We start from the raw sequence: 20,476 nt of genomic DNA, 5'->3' as shown, positions 1-20,476 counted from the left end.
TGCTTGCTGATGCTGCTTAAATTAAAAACTGGCTATCAGGGTTTAATGCTAAATTTTAAAAGAATGCTAATCACTTGCTTATTAGAAGCATTTAGTACATTTATTCGCAAGCTTCATCGAAAACCTAAGCGGACCTCGAAGGGGCGACGAAAAATTGACCACGAACTAACTTACAAAATGACTCTAAGGCAGGTTATAGCAGGCGAATCAGATCATTTAGATGATCTTACTTATGACCCAGTACTACTGTAAAGCGCATACTGTCAAAATGTGGATAAGGACTACCCCTTACTTCGCCTTTTTGGCATTTTAACCAGGGAATTCATTTGTTAAATTTAAACATATATGGGATTAATAGCTACTGCATAATTTGTGTTTACAATTAGTTGTGTTTGTCTGAGAATTTTAATGCAACACTACTGATATTATTTATAATATCGTCAATTATTATATTTAGACAGCATTCTATTTCATCAGCGCATTCTTTATAAACCTTGATAGGATGTCCAATTGGATCACATACATCTATATCAAGTATTTGTTCCTCAAATTTTTTTAGTGCTTCTCTTTCAAATTTTGTATATTCATGAAATCTAATATGCCAATCCTGAATCTTCTTTTCCACAATCTGAAGCTTTTCTTTTAATTGCTTTTGTTCTTCTTTTAATGAATTGATTTCTGCTTTGTTTTCCTCATAAAATTTTAGTTCCTTTTTGTCAAGCTTGGAGGCTAACTCTATTATAGTATCTTCAACCTCGGCATGAGAGGTTTGGTTGCGAACGTATTCTTTTAAAGTAAATACCTTATCTTGAGCATGTGGAACCATGGTCAGGACATGCTGCTTATGATTCCTTGTCATTGTAAGTACAAGATCAGCCTCTTCAATTAATTCAGGAGTTAGCTGCCTAGCTGTATGCTTGTTTAGATCTAAACCCCTTTCCCCCATAACTGCAATGGCAGATTCCGCTGCTTTACTATCAGGTATTACTGAAGTCCCCGCAGAAACAACCCTCACTTTTTTTCCAGCATCACGTTTCTGTATGATTCCCTTAGCAATTGCATGGGCCATTGAGCTTCTACAGGTGTTGCCAGTACACACAAACAATATTGTAAACACAAAGGTCCCCTCCTAGAAAAAGAACATCCTAATGCCTATCCCAACTAGTATTACCCCACCAATAACCTGGGCCTTATCACCAAGCCAACCTCCTACCTTTTTGCCAAACAAAAACCCCAGGGCTGTCATGATGCCTGCAACTAAACCTATTGTAAGGACAGTAAGGGTCAAATTAAAGTGTAATGCACCAAGGCCAAAACCCACCGTCAGGGCATCCAGGCTCACACTGCTTGCAAGAACCATAATCCCCCAGAAGCCTGCAGTAACTCTAACCTTACCTCCCTTTCGACTAATTAATCCAAAGGGCTTAAGCGCCATTGGCACACCTTCACCCTCATCACCTTTTATACCCTCTCGAATCATTAATACTCCTATGATTGCCAAAACCAGAGCTCCAATTATCTCTGCTAATCTGCCTATAGCCCTGCCTAAAAGGGCTCCTAAAGATAAACCTATAAGGGGCATGACAATATGAAATACAAGAACCACTAGTGAAATAATTATTATCTGTCTGTATCTTATGTTACAGGCTCCAATTCCTATTGCCATGGAAAATGCGTCTGTTCCTAAAGCTACTGCGATTATTAATACAGTAAAAAGCTCCATTATTTACCTCCCTGTTAGCCTCATTTGCCATACCTCATTATTGCTTGGTTGACTCTATGCTATTATTCCTTTAGTTCCATTTTTTAAAGCAATTTCTTTATCCATGGAATATTGACAAAAATAAAATAATAGCAAACCCAACTGCAGCCCCTAGCCTGGCATAATTAGGATGCCTCTGACGTGCTTCTGGGATAAGCTTGAAAAGCACTATGTAGCTCATGGCACCACCTGCAAGGGCAAGGAGAAATGAAATTTTTTCAGGTGATATACTAACTATATAAAGACCTAACATGGTTCCCAGGGGTGTAAATAAACTCACCAAACCAATAACAATTATAATTGCAAAAGGCCTCATCCCCCCCATCCTTAATGGTGCTGCAGTTGCCATTCCTTCAGGTATATTATGAAGACCAATAGCAAGGGCAATCAACCAGCCCAGGTGCTCCTGGGCTGCGTATCCAACAGCTATTGCTATGCCTTCAGGAAGGTCATGCAGGGCAATTCCAAAGGCAATAAGATATCCCATATTTAATAGATACCTCATATTCCTTTGAGTCGGTGCTGTTGGAGAAACCAGCTCAAGGAATTGGCCAATAAGGAACAAAAGCATCATTCCAAAGGTAAATCCATATAATGCTGTAAAAATTGTTCCATAGGTATAGGCAGAAGGCACCAGATCCAGGGTTACTACCCCCAGCATTATCCCAACTGCCAATCCCAGGAAAATTGCCAGGGATTTCTCTGTTGGGCGCCCAAGGACCAGAACAGATATTCCTCCCAAAAGAGTTGCAAGGCCAGCTAAAAGGCTTAATATCATAACCTGCAGCATAGATTTACTCCCTTCGATAACGAAAAATCTAAATCCTGCTACAAGTCTATTCACATAAAAACCCGAGTATTACCTCACCTGGCGATTATGCCTTAATTACCTTGTTGCCGCTAGCTTTTAAAAGGCGGTTCATAATAGCCGCACCCAGGCCTTCTTCAGAAAGGCCTTCTGTTAAAATAATGTCTATATTAAATCTATCACAATTTCGCAGCAGGTGATAGACTCTAGAGGCAATTAATTCTTGTTCATATTTTGAACCTAAATTTCCTATATAATCTAGATTAAAGTCCAGCTTCAGATCATCTATCATTCCAATAATCTCATTAGTAGCAATAAGTGCTACCCTTTTCCCATTGCCCTTATAGCTTTGGATTAGCTCCTTTAGTTTGGCTACAATCAACTGGGAATTATCCCCCTGTATCAGGTACATGTCACCCCTGGGTGCATAATGCAGATATTTTACACCTGGTGATTTAGGTACTACCTGTTTGTTTTTTAAACCAGGGTCATAAATAACCTGTCCAACTACACTTTCAAGCATCTCCCTGGTAACGGCACCAGGTCTGAGAATAGTGGGTATTTCATCAGTAAAATCCACAACAGTTGACTCAATTCCCCAACGGCATGGTCCACCATCCACAATCATATCAATCTTGCCCTTTAGATCCTTTAAAACATGAAAGCCTGTAGTGGGGCTGGGTCTGCCTGATAAATTAGCACTTGGTGCTGCAACAGGAACCCTTGCCAGCTTGATAAGCTTTAGAGCAATGGGATGAGCGGGCATTCTGACCGCCACCGTTGACAGGCCTGCCGAGACCTGGTCTGGAACCTGGGGATTCTTTGGCAAAACAAGAGTTAAAGGCCCAGGCCAGAAGGCAGTGATAGCCTTTTTGGCCCTGGCTGATATATAACTAGCCACATCAACAATTTCCCTTGAGGATGCAATATGGAGAATTAATGGGTTATCCATTGGTCTGCCCTTGGCAATAAATATTTTTTCCAGGGCATCTTCATTAAAACCGTCTGCACCCAGACCATATACCGTCTCTGTAGGGAAGGCTACAACTCCTCCCTCTTGAATAATTTCAGCAGCACATTTTAAAACCATGATATTTGGATAAAGGGCATTTACCCTTTGATATTTTGTAATCATACATATCTCCTTTCATGAGGCAGGTAGGCAGGCTTCAATACCTTATAAAGAGTCTAATTAGGGGTGGGGATAAAACTGTTGTAATTATAGCCATTATTACCATTACAGTAAACAGCTCACCACCTATAAGCCCCATGTCATTACCGAATTTAGCAATAATCAAGGCAACCTCTCCCCTGGCAATCATGCCTGCTCCTACTATGAGTGATGGCCTCCACTGCAAACCTCCAACTAGCGCTCCAAGGGCACACCCAGAGAATTTGCTCACTACGGCTATTAAAATTATGGCTGCGGTGAAAGACATCATCTCTGTGGATATGCAACCAAGAGTAACTTCAAGACCTATACCGGCAAAGAAAAAGGGAATAAAAAAGGAATATCCCACAGTTTCAAGTGAGTTAAGCAGGGTTCCACCCTGATTGGCACTCCTAACCATTAGTCCGGCAAGGTATGCTCCTATTATTCCAGCCAGGCCCATGTACTGGGCAGCAACTGCATAGATAAGGGCCACTATTATGCAGGTGGTAACTACTGGAACAGAAACCTGCATTTTAGCCGTTATACTAAAGAGCAGGGGAAAAAAGTATTTGCCTATAAATATAGCAGTCCCAAAAAAAACTATTACTTTAAGAAGTACAGTACCTATATGTAATGTACTTAAACCACCTATGGAAACACCCATAACTACACTTAAAATTATCAGACCTACTATATCATCGAGAACTGCTGCACCAAGGATGGTAAATCCCTCTTTTGACTGGAGCCTTCCAAATTCTCGTAATACTTGCACAGAGATACTCACTGATGTTGCAACCAGCACTATACCTATAAAGGCCGACTCTCCCCTGCCATATCCAAAGAAAAGCCCTGCTGTAAAACCAGCCACTAATGGTATCATTACCCCTAATAGAGCAGAATATGTTGCCGGACGCAAGCTTCTTAACAATCTATTGGTATTTGTTTCAAACCCCGCCAGAAACATTAATAAAATTACCCCTATTTCTGCAAGTCCCTTTATTAGAGGGCCTTGAGTTACCAACCCCAGAAAGGAGGGGCCAATTATTATCCCAGCTAGAATTTTACCAAGCACCGAGGGCTGCCCCAGAACTTTGCTAATATGACCGAAAGCTTTGATAGCTGCAAGTACTATTATAACATCAATAATGCTTTGATTTTTATTAAAAAAATTGCCTACAGATACTATTATATTGTAAAAACCAATCCAGTCCATTATTTTTCTCCTAACTATTCAAAAGTATAAGTAGTATAAAGAATATGTTAGGAAATGTATTGTAGAATTAATTTTTACTTTACGCCAATTACTACCCTGTCATGGCTTTGATAGTCCTTGATTACTTCTATTTGCTGAAAACCCTCACTCTTACAAAGGTCACTTACTGCCTCACCTTGATTGTATCCTATTTCCAAGGCAAGACACCCCTGTCTGCCAAGTAATGAAAATGCCTGGGGTATAAGCCTTCTATATACAGCCAGACCATCCTCTCCCCCCTGTAAAGCAAGATATGGTTCAAACTGAACCTCCTTCATAAGGCTATCAATCTCCAAGGCTGGAATATAGGGTGGATTGGATACTATCAAGTCAGGTCTAATGTTAGTTTTTTTTATGGACTCTAATAAATCGCCCTGAAAAAAGGTAATCCTTACATTATGCTTTCTTGAGTTTTTATCAGCCACCTCAAGGGCTTTTTCACTTATATCTATAGCACATATTTCCCATTCTGGTTTAAGCTTGGCCAGGGATATGGCAATTGCACCGCTGCCGGTCCCAACATCTACAACCCTGGTTTTAGGTGGCAGGTCCCTGCTTAATATGGCTTCAACAAGGACTTCTGTATCATACCTGGGTATCAGTACGTTAGGATTTACCTCAAATGCCAATCCCATGAATTCCTGAGTTCCTGTAATATATTGCAGGGGATAGCCATTTTTCCTCAGCTTGATGAGATTTATAAATTCTTCAGTATCTTCCTGGGATATGGTTTCCTGCATATTCATCATTAAATGATGCATCTGCCACTTTTTAATGAAACGCAATAAAAGGGTGGCCTCGGACCTTGCATTGACCACCCCTGCCTCTTCTAAAAGATTAACCCCTTCTTTGATAATGGAACTGACTCTTTTATCCATAATTCCTTTCAATAATTCCCTCCAGCTTCCACTTTTGGTTTTTTCTCACTACATTTTACTACTGGTTTTAAGAGTGTTACTCCACGTCTTTTAGCTGCTCTGACTGATCATGAGCTATCAGGGCATCAATAATCTCTTGTATATCTCCCAGGAGTATCATGTCAAGCTTGTGTAGTGTCAAGCCTATTCTATGATCAGTTACCCTGCCCTGTGGGTAATTAAAGGTGCGTATCCTTTCACTTCTGTCACCAGTGCCTACCTGGCTCTTTCTGTTTCCTGCCATTGCCTGCTGCTGTTCTTCCTGGGCTTTTTCATAAAGCTTGGCCCTTAGTACCTTTAGAGCCTTTTCCTTATTCTTTAGCTGGGATTTTTCATCCTGACAGGATACAACTATACCTGAAGGTATATGTGTAACCCTAACGGCAGATTGGGTAGTATTTACTGACTGACCGCCAGGGCCACTTGAACAGAACACATCTATCCTTAGGTCATTAGGGTCAATCTCAACATCCACTTCTTCAGCCTCAGGCAAAACCGCAACAGTTGCAGTAGATGTATGGATTCTGCCTCCCGATTCTGTTGAAGGAATTCTTTGAACCCTATGAACTCCACTTTCATATTTTAACAGGCTGTAGGCCCCATTACCCTCAATTAAGAATGCAACCTCTTTAAAGCCTCCAATATCCGTTTCATGAGCGCTTAAGACCTCTACTTTCCAGCCCTTGTTTTCAGCATATTTAACATAGAGCTTAAATAAATCTCCTGCAAATAGGGCAGCTTCATCTCCACCTGCTCCAGCTCTAATCTCCATGATAACGTTTTTACTATCGTTAGGATCCTTGGGCAAAAGAAGAATTCTCAGTTTTTCAGTAAGGTTTTTCTTGGTTTCTGCCGCTTCTTCCTTTTCCATTTCTACCATTTCTTTAAAGTCAGGCTCAAGGCCTCCTTCTTTTATAAGACTATCAGCCTCAATATAATCTCTTTCAGCTTTTTTATAAGCACGGTAAGTACTGACAATCTCCTGGAGATCGGAATGGGCTTTAGCAACCCTCTGCAGCTCCTTTTGATTTGATAGAACATTTGTATCTGTCATCATCATGGTCAATTCATCATACTTTTTTTCTATGCTTTCCAACTTGTCAAACATTTATCTTCACCTCTAACTATATAATGCTATCCTTAGTATACCCTTAATCATACTGATGTTTATCCCTAACCTCCACCCCAGGTGATAGAGGTTTACTGAATTATTATATCAGAACCTATATAAGAACAAAAACAATTTAACAGCAAAAAACGGAGCAGGTGCTCCGTTATTGTTACCCATCCATACCGTATTTCTTTTTAAATCTTTCAACCCGGCCACCTTTTTCAACCATACGCTGCTTTGAACCGGTGTAGAAAGGATGGCATTTTGAGCATAATTCGACCCTAATGTCTTTACTAGTAGATTTGGTATCAATAACCATACCACATGCACAAGTTATTGTTGTTGCCTCATATTTTGGGTGAATATCTTTTTTCATCTAAAGCACACCCCTTTCCCCTAATATATGTGTTGTTTAACAAACTGTTGATATTATAGCATAGAAAAAATTGCTTTGCAAACAGAAAATATCCAGGGGATTTAAGGAAAGGGGACACACCTGTCGAATACTGCCATCTCTCACGACAGGAATGTCCCACGTAAGGAAAGGGGACACACCTGTCGAATACTGCCATCTTTCACGACAGGAATGTCCCCAACTTATTTAGTTTCTTAAAAACCTCATGGGATCAACCCTTTTACCATCAACTATTACCTCAAAATGCACATGGGGTCCTGTGGCATTGCCAGTTGCTCCAATAGTAGCAATCCTTTCTCCAGCCACCACGTTTTGGCCCTCTCTTACCAGAAGCTGATTATTATGTGCATAGAGTGTTTGATAGCCATTTCCATGGTTAATTATTACTGTCCTTCCATAGACATTAAGCCAGCCGGCAAATTCTACCCTGCCGCTGCGTGCAGCCTTTACATCTACCCCTCTTGGGGCAGCAATATCCAATCCATGGTGAAAACCATTATTTCTCGGCCCAAAAGTAGAAGTTATTTGGCCCACACACGGCCATAAAAAGTTAACTGCTGAACCACGATTGGCTGTCGCTACACTCCTGAGTCTGGTATTGTCAGAACTAGCTACAGGAAATGAGTTTTGGACTCCTGGAATAATAAGCTCCTGCCCAATGGCTAAAATATTTGGATTTTTTATTCCATTAACCCTTGCAATTTCATCCACTGTTACATTAAACATTCCAGCAATCTTGTTTAAAAAATCGCCCCTTTGTACTGTGTAGACTACTTCTCTCTCTACTGGAAGCACCAGTACCTGTCCTGGTCTAATAGAATTTTGGGATAAATTGTTCATTGCTGCAATTATTTCCCAGTCTGTTCCATACTTGTAAGCAATGTCCCATAAAGTATCTCCTGGCTTTACCTGATACAAGGCTGTATAGGTATTGACCCTTGCCGCTGTATCAGGATCTACCTGTCCTGACGACAGCAGCTGCTGTGTCATGGTGTTAATATCATTAGCTGATACATCAGAAGCTGTAAAAGCTATAACCATGAATATTCCCAGCAGAATGCCAAGGATCATTTTTAGCTTATGGTGATACATCAACTTCACCTCTTATCAAATTTTAAGTTTATAGTAATTAAATTGGCAACTTTTTCTAATTGGGCCGTTCACAAGTTATTTTAGCCTTGTTTCTACAAAAATATACATTATTAGCTTAAAGTTGGCCCAATTAAAGATTAATTAATGGATTTAATGGTAATTTATAGATGTAATTTAAGGAATTTAGGTATATTTATTTAGGTATATTTATGTCATATTATTTGTCATATCAGGCAAAAAATTAGAGCCCTTGGGCTTATACCCCGGACCCAATCTGGACTCATATAATTTGAACTTATATAATTTGAACTTATATAATTTGGAAATTTATCTTTCATCATAAATTCTTTTAGTCTTTTTTTCACTTCTGGGCAGGATGCCGTACTCTACCACCTGGGCTGTAATTTGGATTCCTATTTTACTCTTAAACAGGTTTTCCAGCTTCTTATCAAGGTTGCAGGCAGATGTGACTTTTTCCTTCTCTACCTTGAGCATCATAATGTCCCGTCCATCTTTTCTGCTTAGATAAACCTGGTATTCACTGCTTAACCCTTGCACTTCCTTCAATATGGTATCAATCTGGCCGGGATATATATTAATTCCCTTGACCTTAATCATGTCATCACTTCTGCCCATTATCCTATCCAGGCGTGGATGTGGAGAGCCGCAGGGACATGGCTCCAGGATTAATCTAGTCAGGTCTCTGGTTCGATAACGAATTAGGGGCATGGCTTCCTTGGTAAGGGTTGTTATGACAAGCTCCCCCAGCTCTCCCGGGGGCACTGAATCTCCTGTAACGGGGTCTATAATTTCCATAAAGAGATAATCTGACCAGTAATGCATCCCCTGATGATACCTGCAGTCAAGGCCTATTCCAGGTCCATATATTTCTGTCAACCCATATATATCAAAGGATTCTATGTTAAGGAGCTGTTCAATTCTTAGACGCATCTTTTCTCCCCAGCGCTCAGACCCAAAAATGCCTATTTTAAGGTGTATTTGCTCTGTTAATCCCTGCCTATTAATCTCTTCAGCCAGCAAGAGCCCATAGGAGGAGGTTCCAATTAACACAGAGCTTTTTAGATCAACCATCATCTCCAGCTGCTTTTCAGTATTGCCTGGGCCCATGGGAATAGCCATTGCACCCAGCCTCTCAACTCCGGCCTGAAAACCAATTCCAGCAGTCCAGAGACCATAGCCTGGGGTAATGTGTACCCGGTCTTTTTTTGTAACGCCCGCCATTTCATAGCACCGCTTCATCATTTCTGCCCAGTCATTCACATCCCCTTGGGTGTAGGGAATCACAACAGGTTTGCCTGTAGTTCCGGAGGAGGAGTGTATTCTAACCACATCTTCCTCAGAAACTGCAAGCATTGCAAGGGGATCCCCCTCTCTTAGCTCATGCTTTTCCGTAAAGGGAAGCTGGGTAAACTCTTCATAGCTTATATCTAATTCAGGCCTTTCAGGTCTAAAGCCCGAGTTTATGAGGTTTTGTCTATAAAAGGATGAGTTGGAGTACATTCTATTTAATAGGTCTGCTGCCTTTCTTCCCGGGAATTGCCGGGTAAATCCTTGCCTTTTCTCAACTATCTCGGCTGGTAATGCCATTCTCATCTCACCTTTCTAATATTTCTGATATTTGCAGCTGAAGGACAGGTTGTTTTATCTGATATAAACTGCCAGTACAAGTGCCAGGAGCATGAAGGTTATAGCAGCCCCATCCTTAATTTCCATCCTCCACTGCCTTAAATAGGTTCTGGGTATGCCTGCATTATAGGCACGGGTTTCCATGGCCAGGGCCAGCCTTTCACCCTTGGCCAAGGATATTAATACCAATGGCAGGGCAATGGGCAGGTAGGACTTGATTTTTCTCAAGGGATTTGCCCCTTCAATCCTGTAGCCCCTTGCCTTTTGTGCCTCCTGAATTACTGCTACCTCATTCATAAAGGTAGGGATAAACCTAAGGGATGTAACAAACATAAAAGCATAATCATAGGGCACCTTTAACTTCTCCACAAGTACCATCATCATGTCCCTTGTCTGGGTTGTAGAAAGGAATATTATAAAGCTGAGCAAAATAATCATCATTCTAAGGGCAATGGCTATCCCAAAGAGGATACCTTCCCTGGTAACAGGCAGCCAATCAACTCCTGGTATCATGTAAAAAACTACCGTTCCCCACTTATAAAAAAGAATTTGAATTAAAAATATTATAAATGCAAAAATGCTTATTGCCTTAAGAGACCTGATGATTTCATTAGGAATTCGGGCTGCAAAGCCGCATAATATGACCATGAGCAAAATAAACCCCAGATGTACTGGCGAGCTTACTATAATGCTCAATGTTAAAAACCACAGGGCACCAAATATTTTGGTCAAGGGATGCAGATTATGGATCAAGGAGCTTTTTGTAATATAGCTAGCTACAGAGGACATTTAGTTTAGCCTCCTTTACAGCAATAATAATCTCCTGAAAGAGTTCTGCATCATTTAAAATGGTTCGCTTGGAAAGGCCAAGCCTTTGAGCTAATTGGGTAATTTCAGGAATTTTTAAATGGGCCCTTTTTATGACTTCTTCCATGGCAAATATTTTTCGCGGAATGTCATCCACCAATATTTCCCCCTCAGAAACCACTACCATTCTTTTGGCGTAATCAGCCACCAAACCCATATCGTGGGTAATGAATATTATGGTACGACCCTTTGTGTTGAGCTTTTTTACTAGCTCCATTATTTCCAGTCCTTCTTTGTAATCCAGGCCTGTGGTGGGTTCATCCAGAACCATTATTTCACTTTCCATTGCTATGACTGATGCAAGGGCAAGCCTTTGTCTCTGACCCTTGGACAGTCTATAGGGATATTCCCCACGGTAGCTTTTAAGTCCTACAGCTTCAATGGATTGGATTACAAGCTTTTCCAGTTCCCTGCCCCTTAAGCCTTGATTCTTAGGCCCAAAGGCAACTTCGTCAAATACTGTGTCATTAAATATCTGATGGTCTGGGTTTTGAAATACATATCCTACCTTTTGGGCCAACTGGGAGACTGTGCTTTTTGCCGTATCATTTCCATCAATTAATACACGTCCAGAACTGGGCTTTAATAAACCATTAAAATGCTTGGCAAGGGTTGTTTTGCCTGAGCCATTTTTTCCGGTAAAGGCAATCATTTCTCCCCGAGTAATGGTCAAATTTATATCCCTTAAAGCATGGCAGTGCTTATCATATCCAAAATTTAAGTTTTCAACCTCTATCAAGGGTTTTTTCAAGGTGCCTACCTCCCAACATAATTCCTTACCATGTCTTCTGCATCTGCCAGGTTTAAGGGCACCTGGCCCTTAATCCCCAGTCTATGGGCTAAGCTTACGAGCTGGGGCACTTTAATGCCGGTTTTCCTTAACATGGAAACCCCTGCTAAAATTTTAGCCGGTTCACCCTCCATGACAATTTCCCCATGCTCCATGATAACTAGCTTGCTGGCAAAGACTACTGCATCTTCTATCTTCTGCTCCACCAGGATAATTGTTATCTTCTTTTTGCTGTTTAAAAGGTACAGGAGCTCCATGACCTGCTGGGTCCCGTGGGGGTCGAGCTCTGAGGTGGGTTCATCCAAGACTAGTATTTCAGGCTCCATGGCCAGGACTGCTGCTATGGCAACCCTTTGCTTTTGACCACCGGATAGGGCACTTGTGGACCTGTATTTTAATTCAGGTATGCCAACAAGGTTTAAAGACTCTTCAATTCTTCTCTCAATATCTCTTGAGGGGACACCCAGGTTTTCCAAACCAAAGGCAATTTCCTCATCAACTCGCCCACAAATAATTTGGGCCTCCGGGTCTTGAAATACACTCCCCACCATTTTGGCCATGTTGCCAGCTGTAAGGTCCTTTGTATTCTGGCCTTTTAGATAAATATTCCCCTCCATTAGCCCTCTTTGAAAATGAGGAATAACACCATTGAAGCAGCCTGCCAGGGTAGACTTACCAGCCCCAGCAGGGCCGGTAATTACTACAAATTCCCCCGGCTCTATTGATAAGCTTATATCTTTAATGGCATACTCTTGCGTTTTTTCATATATAAAGCTGACACCCTCCAGTACTAATTCTGCCAATCTGCATACCTCCCCAGCCATGGTTTTTAAGTATTTTGCACCTATATAAAGAGGTGTACCGCTTACATGTTCAAGAACCTCTTTGCAGGGTAGTACAATAGTTGGGTAATAACTGAGTTGAAAACCGCAACAGGTATTACCACCGTCATAAATGCAACCCTAACCACTTCCGCCGGCAGGCTGAGCACAAGCATATTCACACCTAAAAAGGTGGTACCGCTTGCTAAAGTAGCCATGACTGTTATAATAAACGGCTTTAGAGAGTAGTCTTTAATAGACAACCTGGGCAGAATCAAGAGAAACATTAATGCAGCTGCTGCACCTATAGGTTCACTGATCAGGTTAATGTAGGGAACAGGTGATTTGGAGGTTACCATAGCCATTGCACCGGCTGCAAACCCTATACCTATTGCCCCAAATATATTTGGCCTGACAAGTATAATTGCCAAGCAGTACATGGCTATAACCCAGTTTGGAGTTATTCCTGCAATGGAAGGGGAAACAATTCTTAATACAGCACCTATGGCAATTAATACTGCCACCACGGCAATCTGTCTGGTATTGGTGTTTTGACCAGTCAAAACGGCGCCGCCAGCTCCCATACTAATATTATTTACTCCCCTGCCTCCCTTGATTTCAATTTGCTCATCATTAATTACTTCATTATTATTATTATTTACTCTACTATTTGCACCTTGATTTTCCTTTAGCTCTTTTCTCATTGTTTTTCTCCTCTCGCCTGTCTCGTCTCTTTTTCCCTTATACACCTTTTTCACCAAAACTAAAAAACCAGACCCAAGAAATGAGTCCGGCTAATATACACATAATTAGACATTCTAAGCTAAAGCTATCCTTAACTCGGCTCAACTCATCTCTACTCAACTCCTCTCTATTAACTTTTCTAACCTTTCAAGCCAGTGCTTGAATGGGACTTGCCCAGCTAAACTAAAACTAATCTAAACTAATCTATGCTCAGACACTGCTTGGTGCCTGTATAAAAAACAGTATAGCATGGTATTGGGCTATTGTCACTAATAATTTTTGGTTCAAATTATTCAAAATTAATATAGGTTTAGAACTCCCTTTGCTCCATTGCCAGGCGTCCAGCCAGGTGGTCAATAAACTGCTTTGCTGTTCTTCCTGAGCGGCTGTTCTGCATAAGCTCCCATTGTAGTGCCATTCTATCTAACATTTTCTCTTCCATCTTTATTCCCCTTTCTCTAGCCAGGGTACGTACTATTTCTAAATACTCTCTCTGGGCCGGGGATGTAAAATATATTGTCATTCCAAACCTGTCTGAGAGGGAGAGCTTTTCTTGAAGAGAATCCTGCATTCTTACCTCGTCATTATCCACAAAATAGAAATTCATGTCCTTGTCAGCAAATTTTTCCTTTACAAGATGCCTTCTATTGGAAGTGGCATATATTAGAACATTACTTGGCTGGACCTCTACCCCTCCCTCTAGTACTGCCTTTAATTCCTTGTATTGGGTTTCGTACTCCTCAAAGGAAAGGTCATCTATAAATATTATAAACCTCTGGGGTTTTTCTGAGAGCTTTCTAAGGAGATAGGGAAGCTTCACAAGTCCCTTCAATGATACGTCTATCAATCTTAAACCCATTTCTCCAAAGTCATAGACAAGACCCTTAACTGTTGAGGATTTGCCTGTTCCCCTATCGCCGTAAAGAAGTATGTTATTGGCAGTATACCCCTTAACAAACTGTCTGGTGTTATCAACAATCTGGCTCCTTTGCACATTCCAGCCAACCAGCTGCTGCAGGCGTATAGGGTCAGGCTTATCAATACCCTCAAGACAATCTCCATTATATTTAAAAACCCAATACTGGGCGAATTCACCTGTACCCCATTTCTTAAAAAAGCCGATAATGTCCGGCAGCAAATTATTCCAGTCCTGATTCTTGTTCATAAGCTCCTTTAGCATTCGTTTTTCTTCATGGTATTTTTCAGGAAAAATAGTGGAAGCTTCTGACACTGGAGTATTTTGAAAGTTAAAAATTGAATGATCCAGGCTGTTCCCAAAAAGCTGTTTTTCAATGTCCGCCCAATCAATGTGATACAGTATTTCCAATTGCCTTAAATCCTCTCGTACCGCCATCTCAATTATTGGGGAAATTTCAGCCTGTGTTTCCCCCTGTCTAGTAAAAAGATTGTCTGAGGTTAGAATTTTCTCAAGTATGTAATTCTGCCAGGGAGAACCCACAGAATATGTTATATATGCATTTTCCTCCAGCAAAGCATTTACAAAGCTGTAATAAGCCTGGTTTTTCTTTATTTCAGGGCCGCCTTTAACCAGTTGGAGCAGCCTGCCAAGCTTTTTAAAGCAGCTCTGCCCCTTTAATTCATTGAAAATGGTTAGTTTGTTAATTGCCAGCATGCTTTCCACACTTAATTCCCCCTTAAGGATATAATCTATTGAAATATAGTCTATTGATATTGATCAGTCAGGCACCAGCCTTACCCCTTTTTCAGTTTCCAGATTAGATCAAGGCCTGTGCCATCTGCTATTTTTAAAACAAAGCTAGAATAAGCCAGGGGCTCTAAATTATTTTATATCAAAAAATGGATTAATACAAAAAGTTTTATATAGCCTTTTAAGCATAAAAAGGTATTTGTAATGATATGGAGAAAGCTTATTATATGTGTCAATCTATACTTTTGGGAGGTTTTGTCTATATGGAAACGCAAGTAGCAAAAAAGGCCATGGCTTATTTTGAAGAAGGTTTTAACTGCTCTGAATCAATGCTTAAGGCATATTTAGATGTATATGAAAAAGACCCCAGCCTTGGGGCAGCAGCTTCTGGCTTTGGCGGGGGAATTGGCGGCAAGGGAATTACCTGTGGAGCTGTTTCAGGTGCTGTAATAGCCATAGGACTGCATTATAATAGACAAAATAGTGCCGACAAGGAGCTTTATGGCAGGGTCAGGGAAAATGCGCGTGAGCTGGTAGAGCAGTTTGCAGATATTAATGCATCGTCTTATTGCAAGGACCTGCAGCCCTATGACCTTACAACAATGGAGGGAAGGGAAAAGCTTCACCAAGACCCTGAAGTAATGACCAAATGCAAGTCATACCTTGCTTCTGCAGCTGCACTTCTAGTAAAGGCTATCAGCTAACACCACGAATTTTCGTATCTTAGACGTTCATAAAGTGGTTGGAGCAGGGCCAGGACTATGGATACAGCTGCAATTGGATCAAAGGCTACACCCCAAAGGCTAACCCTTTCAAGTCCGGTTATTGCCAGAAACTCTATGACCAGGTTCAATGTTAAGTATATCCCACCGGCAAAGGCTACAAGCTCAACTATTGCCTCTGACAGGGAACCGCCCTTGGGTTCAATCGGCATAAGATCTATTCTTCTTTGTTTGTTTGCTCTTCTTGCCAAACCAGAACCATAAAAGCTAAGAACTACAATAAGCATCATAATATATTCCACACTAATACCCCCTTTTGGTATCATTGTATGATTTTGTACAAAATGTGTACCAAATGGGGGGTCATAATAATAGCTCATGGTTAGCTAATGGTTGGTTCTTGCCTTGCTAATGGCTGCTTTTTTTATTTTGGAAACAGCTGGGGCAGGGCCCTTATTAGATCTGCATTAGTCCTGGTTTTTTTAAGGGCTTCCACCAGCATTTCTGTAACCTCAACGGTACCCATATTGGAAGTAAGCTTTCTAAAGTTCCAGATAAGCTCCAGTTCCTCCTTGGATAGAAGGAGTTCTTCTCTTCTTGTTCCTGAGCGTTTAACATCAATACTGGGGAATAATCGCCTGTCAGACAATCTCCTGTCCAGGATCAATTCCATGTTGCCTGTTCCCTTAAACTCTTCAAAAATTACTTCATCCATCCTGCTGCCTGTTTCAATGAGAGCAGTAGCAAGAATAGTCAAGCTTCCCCCTTCTTCTATCTTTCTAGCCGCACCAAAGAATCTTTTTGGTTTATGTAAAGACGACGGGTCCACACCGCCAGATAGGGTTCTTCCGCTGGGAGGCACCACTAGATTATGTGCCCTTGCAAGTCTTGTAAGACTATCCATTAGAATAATAACATCCTTGCCATGCTCCACAAGCCTTTTGGCCCTTTCCAGAACCATGTCGGCAGCCTTTACATGGCTTTCAGGGGGTTCATCAAAGGTGGAGGCAATGACATCGCCATGTACAGATCTTTCTATATCTGTTACTTCTTCAGGTCTTTCATCTATAAGTAAAACCATCAATTCTAGATTTGGATAATTGGCATGAATGGAATTGGCGATTTTTTTGAGGAGTACTGTTTTACCTGCTTTTGGGGGAGCAACAATTAGCCCTCTTTGTCCCTTGCCAACTGGGGAGATTAAATCAATAATCCTGGATGACAAATCCTGCAAGTCACTTTCCAGGGTTAATCTCTCATTTGGATAAACTGGAGTTAAGGCATCAAAATGGAGTCTTTTGGGGGATAATTCAGGATCCAAGCTATTTATAGATTCTACTCGCAGGAGCGCAAAATACCTTTCTCCCTCCTTGGGTGGTCTGACAAGTCCTGCAACCCTGTCACCGGTACGCATGTCAAACCTGCGTATTTGGGAGGTTGACACATATATATCATCTTTGCTTGGCAGATAGGAAAAAGGCCTTAAAAATCCATATCCATCTGGTAAAATATCCAGAATACCCTGGGCAAAAAGCTGACCATCCTTTTGAACCTGAGCCTTAAGAATCTCAAAAATCAACTCTTTTTTTCGCAGCTGAGAGTATCCCGAAAGCTGTATTTCTCTTGCCATGGCATACAGCTCTGCCATGGTCTTGGTTTCTAATTCTGCTATATTCACTTTTAAACCTCCGTTCAAGTAAAATTATTATGTAAGGACCCTATTTAAGAAAAACAATAAGTACCAACTTGGATATAGTAGCAGGCAGGCGTAATAAGAGGAACTTGCAAAACCTTCTTTGGTAACAAGATGTTTTACCAGTTAATATTATGACATTTTTTTTATTTTTTAGTCTTTTTGCCAAGTTTAAGTTAATTATTTGCAGGAAAACCCCTGGGGGCTAACCCTGTATTTTGTCTATGAGAGGCTTTTTATCAAATCTATGCCATGCTTCTACAAATCTGACTGTCCCGGTTCGTGAACGCATTACAAGGGTATGGGTAGATGCACCCCTCGAATTATACCTTACACCCCTTAACAAACTGCCATCTGTAATGCCAGTGGCTGCAAAAATAACATCATCACCTTTTACCAGGTCTTCCAGCTTTAACAATTTATTTTCATCTGCTATGCCCATGGCATGAATTCTTTGTACTTCGGCTTCATCTTCGGGAATTAACCTTGCCTGCATGTCTCCGCCCAGGCAGGCAAGGGCTGCTGCTGCCAATACACCCTCAGGCGCACCTCCAATGCCCATCATCATGTCAACGCCAGAATCTTCAAAGGCTGTGGCTACTGCAGGTGATACATCACCGTCAGTTATAAGACGTATTCTAGCACCAGCCCTGCGCACATCCTCAATTACTTTCTTGTGCCTGGGTCTATCCAGAATAACAACAGTAACCTCCTCAATACTTTTATTTAGAGCTTTTGAAACTGCAAGCAAATTTTCCTCTACAGATGCATCCAGGCTGATTTTGCCCTTTGCCAGGGGACCTACAGCAATTTTATCCATGTACATGTCAGGTGCATGCAAAAAACAACCCCTGGGAGCTACTGCAATGACAGCAATTGCACCGGTAGTACCTTTTGCAACAATAGTAGTCCCTTCTAATGGATCTACTGCAACATCAACACTAGGCGGCTTTCCTGTCCCGACTTTTTCTCCTATATACAGCATTGGAGCTTCATCCATTTCTCCTTCACCAATAACCACTGTGCCATCAATGTTGACAGTGTCAAAAACAGCTCTCATGGCCCTTACAGCTGCATCATCAGCAGCTATTTTATCTCCTCTTCCCATCCATCGAGCAGAAGCTAACGCCGCGGCCTCAGTTACGCGGGCAAACTCCAAAGCCAATTCTCTTTCCAAGATATTCAACTCCTTATTTTATTGCTTTTGCCAATTCCCTTGTTGTTACTCAATATTTGCAAGAAAATCAATAGCCTCTTCGTTGCTGGAAAAAATCGTAAAAATCTTGTTCAAGCGGGTTAATTCAAAAATTTCCTCTACATTAGGCTGAAGTCTGGTTATACAGATTTCTCCCCCCTTATTTTTAATCTTTTTCAAGGCGGAAATAAGGATGCCTAATGTAGTGCTGTCTAGAAAGTTAACATCATGAAGATTAACAATAATCTTTTTTGATCCCCTATCTATTATATCATTTAAGGCATCCTTTAACTTTATAGACTGATAGGCATCAATCTTGCCGGAAACTGTTACAATCTCCGCCCCTTTAATTTTGTCTACTTTAACCTCCATATTAACCCCCCAATGCAATTATAATCTATAATAGCTCATAATAGCTGTAAAAACTTTAATCTATAGCTTTGGTGATGGTTAGACTGCTGCCTCCATCACAAAATTGCATGTCATCAACATAATTCTTAATTAAGAATAGTCCCCTACCCTCCTCAGCAAACAGGTCCTCTGGGATTCTTTCAAAATCCAGCTTTTTATAATCAAATCCCTTTCCTGAATCCTTTACTTTAACCTTAATTTTTTTGTCCTCTATCCATACTTCTATGTCAATTGACTTGTTGGGATCTTTTCCTGAACCATGAATAATGGCATTTGAAAGGATCTCACTAAGGGACACCCTAAGGGCGATTATGCCTTTGTTTCTCATCCCCATTTGTTGGGCAATGAAAATAACCTCTTCTGTTATCTTGCTGATCATGGACAGATGGGCAGGAACTGTATATTTACCAAAGGGGGTATTAATAATTTCTAAGCCCACAAGAATAAAATTTCGTCTATTGCCCTTACTCTGGACCAGGTTTTTTAATTCTTTCTCAACATTGTCTAGTAAAGAATTCATGTCCTCTCTGACGTATTTTGAAACAAGGTCTAGAAGGCTGACTGTTTCTTTTTCTTCAAGGAAAGGCGTATACATAATTATTTTATCGCCTTTTGTCAGAAAAATTTCCCTTTCCTCAAACCTTTGGTTTGGGCTTGTTCCCAGGATAAGGCCAGGTCCTTCAAGTCTTACTAATTTATCCGTGGACTTGCTGTAAAATATTGGCGGCTCATGTCCCCCATGTGAGTATTTAAGGACACCCTTTCTCTGATCTATGAATCCATAAAAAGCTGTAGTAAATAGATTTTGCTGCTGGTTTTTACCTTTGTAAATAAAATTATTAACTCGCTCTAATATTTTGCCTGGGGATGTAATGGTTCCAGCAACCTGTTCAGCAGTACTTAAAACCTGTGCAATCATCAATGCTGCCGGCAGGCCGGAAATGTTTATATCTCCTATGATAAAACCACCTTCATTCTTTGCCAGGTGGCAAAGGGAGCTGCCGCAGGGCTCAATGCACCTTCTACATCTATCAGGGTTTTTATCTAATGGTACTAAAGAAAAAAAATCTCCCCCAACAACAGAATCAGAAAAATGCCTTACAGATACATCTACTCCATGAAGACTATGGTTATTAGACAAGTATTGTCTTTTAAAGTCATGGGCAAGCTTCAGGTCTTCATCAAGTTTCTGTGTAAAGCTTCGGATTTCTTCTTCCAAAAGGGAATTTTTTATGAGAAGCTTTTTATAATCTTTAGCTTTAGAAAAAAATAGTGCTGCTACTAGAATTAGAGCTGCAGCAAGGAAGGTATATCCTACGATATGATACAATAATGTCACTCCCAATTTCTCAAACATTCATGGAAGTTACTTTGACATGTATGCCATAGTTTCCTGCTTTTTGCTGC

21 protein-coding genes and 1 pseudogene are annotated in these 20,476 nt (G+C 40.9%); 2 read left to right on the top strand and 20 right to left on the bottom strand.

Annotated features, from left to right (window positions below; translation table 11 throughout):
- Positions 1 to 252 (top strand): annotated as a pseudogene (locus tag K364_RS0101240) (IS4 family transposase); the annotation flags it as partial.
- A gap of 130 nt (positions 253 to 382) precedes the next feature.
- Here the strand turns inward: K364_RS0101240 and K364_RS25355 are convergent.
- From K364_RS25355 to K364_RS0101165, 15 genes are all read right to left on the bottom strand, one after another.
- Entirely contained in the window at positions 383 to 1,117 is a 735-nt protein-coding gene (locus K364_RS25355; protein ID WP_051533731.1) for a low molecular weight protein arginine phosphatase, read from the bottom strand.
- Positions 1,118 to 1,129: 12 nt separating this feature from the next.
- On the bottom strand, positions 1,130 to 1,723 hold the full coding sequence (locus tag K364_RS0101230; RefSeq protein ID WP_028306503.1) for a manganese efflux pump MntP: 594 nt from the start codon (positions 1,721 to 1,723) through the stop codon (positions 1,130 to 1,132).
- Between the two features lie 97 nt (positions 1,724 to 1,820).
- Positions 1,821 to 2,552 carry a ZIP family metal transporter gene (locus tag K364_RS0101225; protein ID WP_028306502.1) on the bottom strand — a complete coding sequence of 244 codons (732 nt, stop codon included), beginning with the start codon at positions 2,550 to 2,552 and terminating at the stop codon, positions 1,821 to 1,823.
- 85 nt (positions 2,553 to 2,637) lie between these two features.
- Positions 2,638 to 3,705: an L-threonylcarbamoyladenylate synthase gene (locus tag K364_RS0101220; protein ID WP_035267403.1), complete on the bottom strand. Its 1,068-nt coding sequence runs from the start codon at positions 3,703 to 3,705 to the stop codon at positions 2,638 to 2,640.
- Positions 3,706 to 3,739: 34 nt separating this feature from the next.
- On the bottom strand, positions 3,740 to 4,936 hold the full coding sequence (locus tag K364_RS0101215; RefSeq protein WP_051533730.1) for a cation:proton antiporter: 1,197 nt from the start codon (positions 4,934 to 4,936) through the stop codon (positions 3,740 to 3,742).
- A 74-nt stretch (positions 4,937 to 5,010) separates the two neighbouring features.
- A complete protein-coding gene (prmC, locus tag K364_RS0101210; RefSeq protein ID WP_084295427.1) occupies positions 5,011 to 5,865 on the bottom strand; it encodes a peptide chain release factor N(5)-glutamine methyltransferase in 855 nt (284 codons plus the stop codon).
- A 64-nt stretch (positions 5,866 to 5,929) separates the two neighbouring features.
- Positions 5,930 to 7,000, bottom strand: coding sequence for a peptide chain release factor 1 (gene prfA / locus K364_RS0101205; RefSeq protein ID WP_028306498.1), 1,071 nt, complete (start codon positions 6,998 to 7,000; stop codon positions 5,930 to 5,932).
- A gap of 172 nt (positions 7,001 to 7,172) precedes the next feature.
- Positions 7,173 to 7,379: a 50S ribosomal protein L31 gene (gene rpmE / locus K364_RS0101200; RefSeq protein WP_028306497.1), complete on the bottom strand. Its 207-nt coding sequence runs from the start codon at positions 7,377 to 7,379 to the stop codon at positions 7,173 to 7,175.
- Between the two features lie 225 nt (positions 7,380 to 7,604).
- Positions 7,605 to 8,510, bottom strand: coding sequence for a peptidoglycan DD-metalloendopeptidase family protein (locus tag K364_RS22435; RefSeq protein WP_051533729.1), 906 nt, complete (start codon positions 8,508 to 8,510; stop codon positions 7,605 to 7,607).
- Between the two features lie 327 nt (positions 8,511 to 8,837).
- Positions 8,838 to 10,118: a phenylacetate--CoA ligase family protein gene (locus K364_RS0101190; protein ID WP_051533728.1), complete on the bottom strand. Its 1,281-nt coding sequence runs from the start codon at positions 10,116 to 10,118 to the stop codon at positions 8,838 to 8,840.
- A 54-nt stretch (positions 10,119 to 10,172) separates the two neighbouring features.
- The gene (locus K364_RS0101185; RefSeq protein WP_028306495.1) at positions 10,173 to 10,946 is read right to left on the bottom strand and encodes an energy-coupling factor transporter transmembrane component T family protein; all 774 of its coding nucleotides are present in this window, start codon (positions 10,944 to 10,946) and stop codon (positions 10,173 to 10,175) included.
- Entirely contained in the window at positions 10,930 to 11,775 is an 846-nt protein-coding gene (locus K364_RS22430; protein WP_051533727.1) for an energy-coupling factor ABC transporter ATP-binding protein, read from the bottom strand. The genes K364_RS0101185 and K364_RS22430 overlap by 17 nt, the downstream gene beginning before the upstream one ends.
- Before the next feature lie 5 nt (positions 11,776 to 11,780).
- Positions 11,781 to 12,617, bottom strand: a complete 837-nt coding sequence (locus K364_RS22425; protein WP_051533726.1) for an energy-coupling factor ABC transporter ATP-binding protein — start codon at positions 12,615 to 12,617, stop codon at positions 11,781 to 11,783.
- A 62-nt stretch (positions 12,618 to 12,679) separates the two neighbouring features.
- Positions 12,680 to 13,339, bottom strand: coding sequence for a tryptophan transporter (locus K364_RS0101170; protein ID WP_242841625.1), 660 nt, complete (start codon positions 13,337 to 13,339; stop codon positions 12,680 to 12,682).
- Between the two features lie 350 nt (positions 13,340 to 13,689).
- Positions 13,690 to 15,012 carry an ATP-binding protein gene (locus K364_RS0101165; protein ID WP_035267501.1) on the bottom strand — a complete coding sequence of 441 codons (1,323 nt, stop codon included), beginning with the start codon at positions 15,010 to 15,012 and terminating at the stop codon, positions 13,690 to 13,692.
- Positions 15,013 to 15,311: 299 nt separating this feature from the next.
- Between K364_RS0101165 and K364_RS0101160 the strand changes: the two genes are divergently transcribed.
- A complete protein-coding gene (locus tag K364_RS0101160; RefSeq protein WP_028306492.1) occupies positions 15,312 to 15,752 on the top strand; it encodes a C-GCAxxG-C-C family protein in 441 nt (146 codons plus the stop codon).
- On the opposite strand, the gene K364_RS0101155 is transcribed toward K364_RS0101160, so the two are convergent.
- From K364_RS0101155 to K364_RS0101135, 5 genes are all read right to left on the bottom strand, one after another.
- Positions 15,749 to 16,072, bottom strand: coding sequence for a hypothetical protein (locus tag K364_RS0101155; protein ID WP_051533724.1), 324 nt, complete (start codon positions 16,070 to 16,072; stop codon positions 15,749 to 15,751). The genes K364_RS0101160 and K364_RS0101155 overlap by 4 nt on opposite strands.
- A gap of 122 nt (positions 16,073 to 16,194) precedes the next feature.
- Positions 16,195 to 17,448 carry a transcription termination factor Rho gene (gene rho, locus K364_RS0101150; protein WP_028306490.1) on the bottom strand — a complete coding sequence of 418 codons (1,254 nt, stop codon included), beginning with the start codon at positions 17,446 to 17,448 and terminating at the stop codon, positions 16,195 to 16,197.
- Between the two features lie 220 nt (positions 17,449 to 17,668).
- Positions 17,669 to 18,640 carry a class II fructose-bisphosphatase gene (glpX, locus tag K364_RS0101145; protein ID WP_028306489.1) on the bottom strand — a complete coding sequence of 324 codons (972 nt, stop codon included), beginning with the start codon at positions 18,638 to 18,640 and terminating at the stop codon, positions 17,669 to 17,671.
- Positions 18,641 to 18,685: 45 nt separating this feature from the next.
- Positions 18,686 to 19,030, bottom strand: a complete 345-nt coding sequence (locus K364_RS0101140) for an STAS domain-containing protein (protein WP_028306488.1) — start codon at positions 19,028 to 19,030, stop codon at positions 18,686 to 18,688.
- A gap of 55 nt (positions 19,031 to 19,085) precedes the next feature.
- The gene (locus K364_RS0101135) at positions 19,086 to 20,399 is read right to left on the bottom strand and encodes an ATP-binding SpoIIE family protein phosphatase (RefSeq protein WP_028306487.1); all 1,314 of its coding nucleotides are present in this window, start codon (positions 20,397 to 20,399) and stop codon (positions 19,086 to 19,088) included.
- Positions 20,400 to 20,476 lie beyond the last annotated feature (77 nt).

This window comes from Desulfitibacter alkalitolerans DSM 16504 (assembly GCF_000620305.1).
In the GTDB taxonomy this organism is placed as follows: domain Bacteria; phylum Bacillota; class DSM-16504; order Desulfitibacterales; family Desulfitibacteraceae; genus Desulfitibacter; species Desulfitibacter alkalitolerans.
This window is presented reverse-complemented; position numbering and strand designations above follow the sequence as displayed.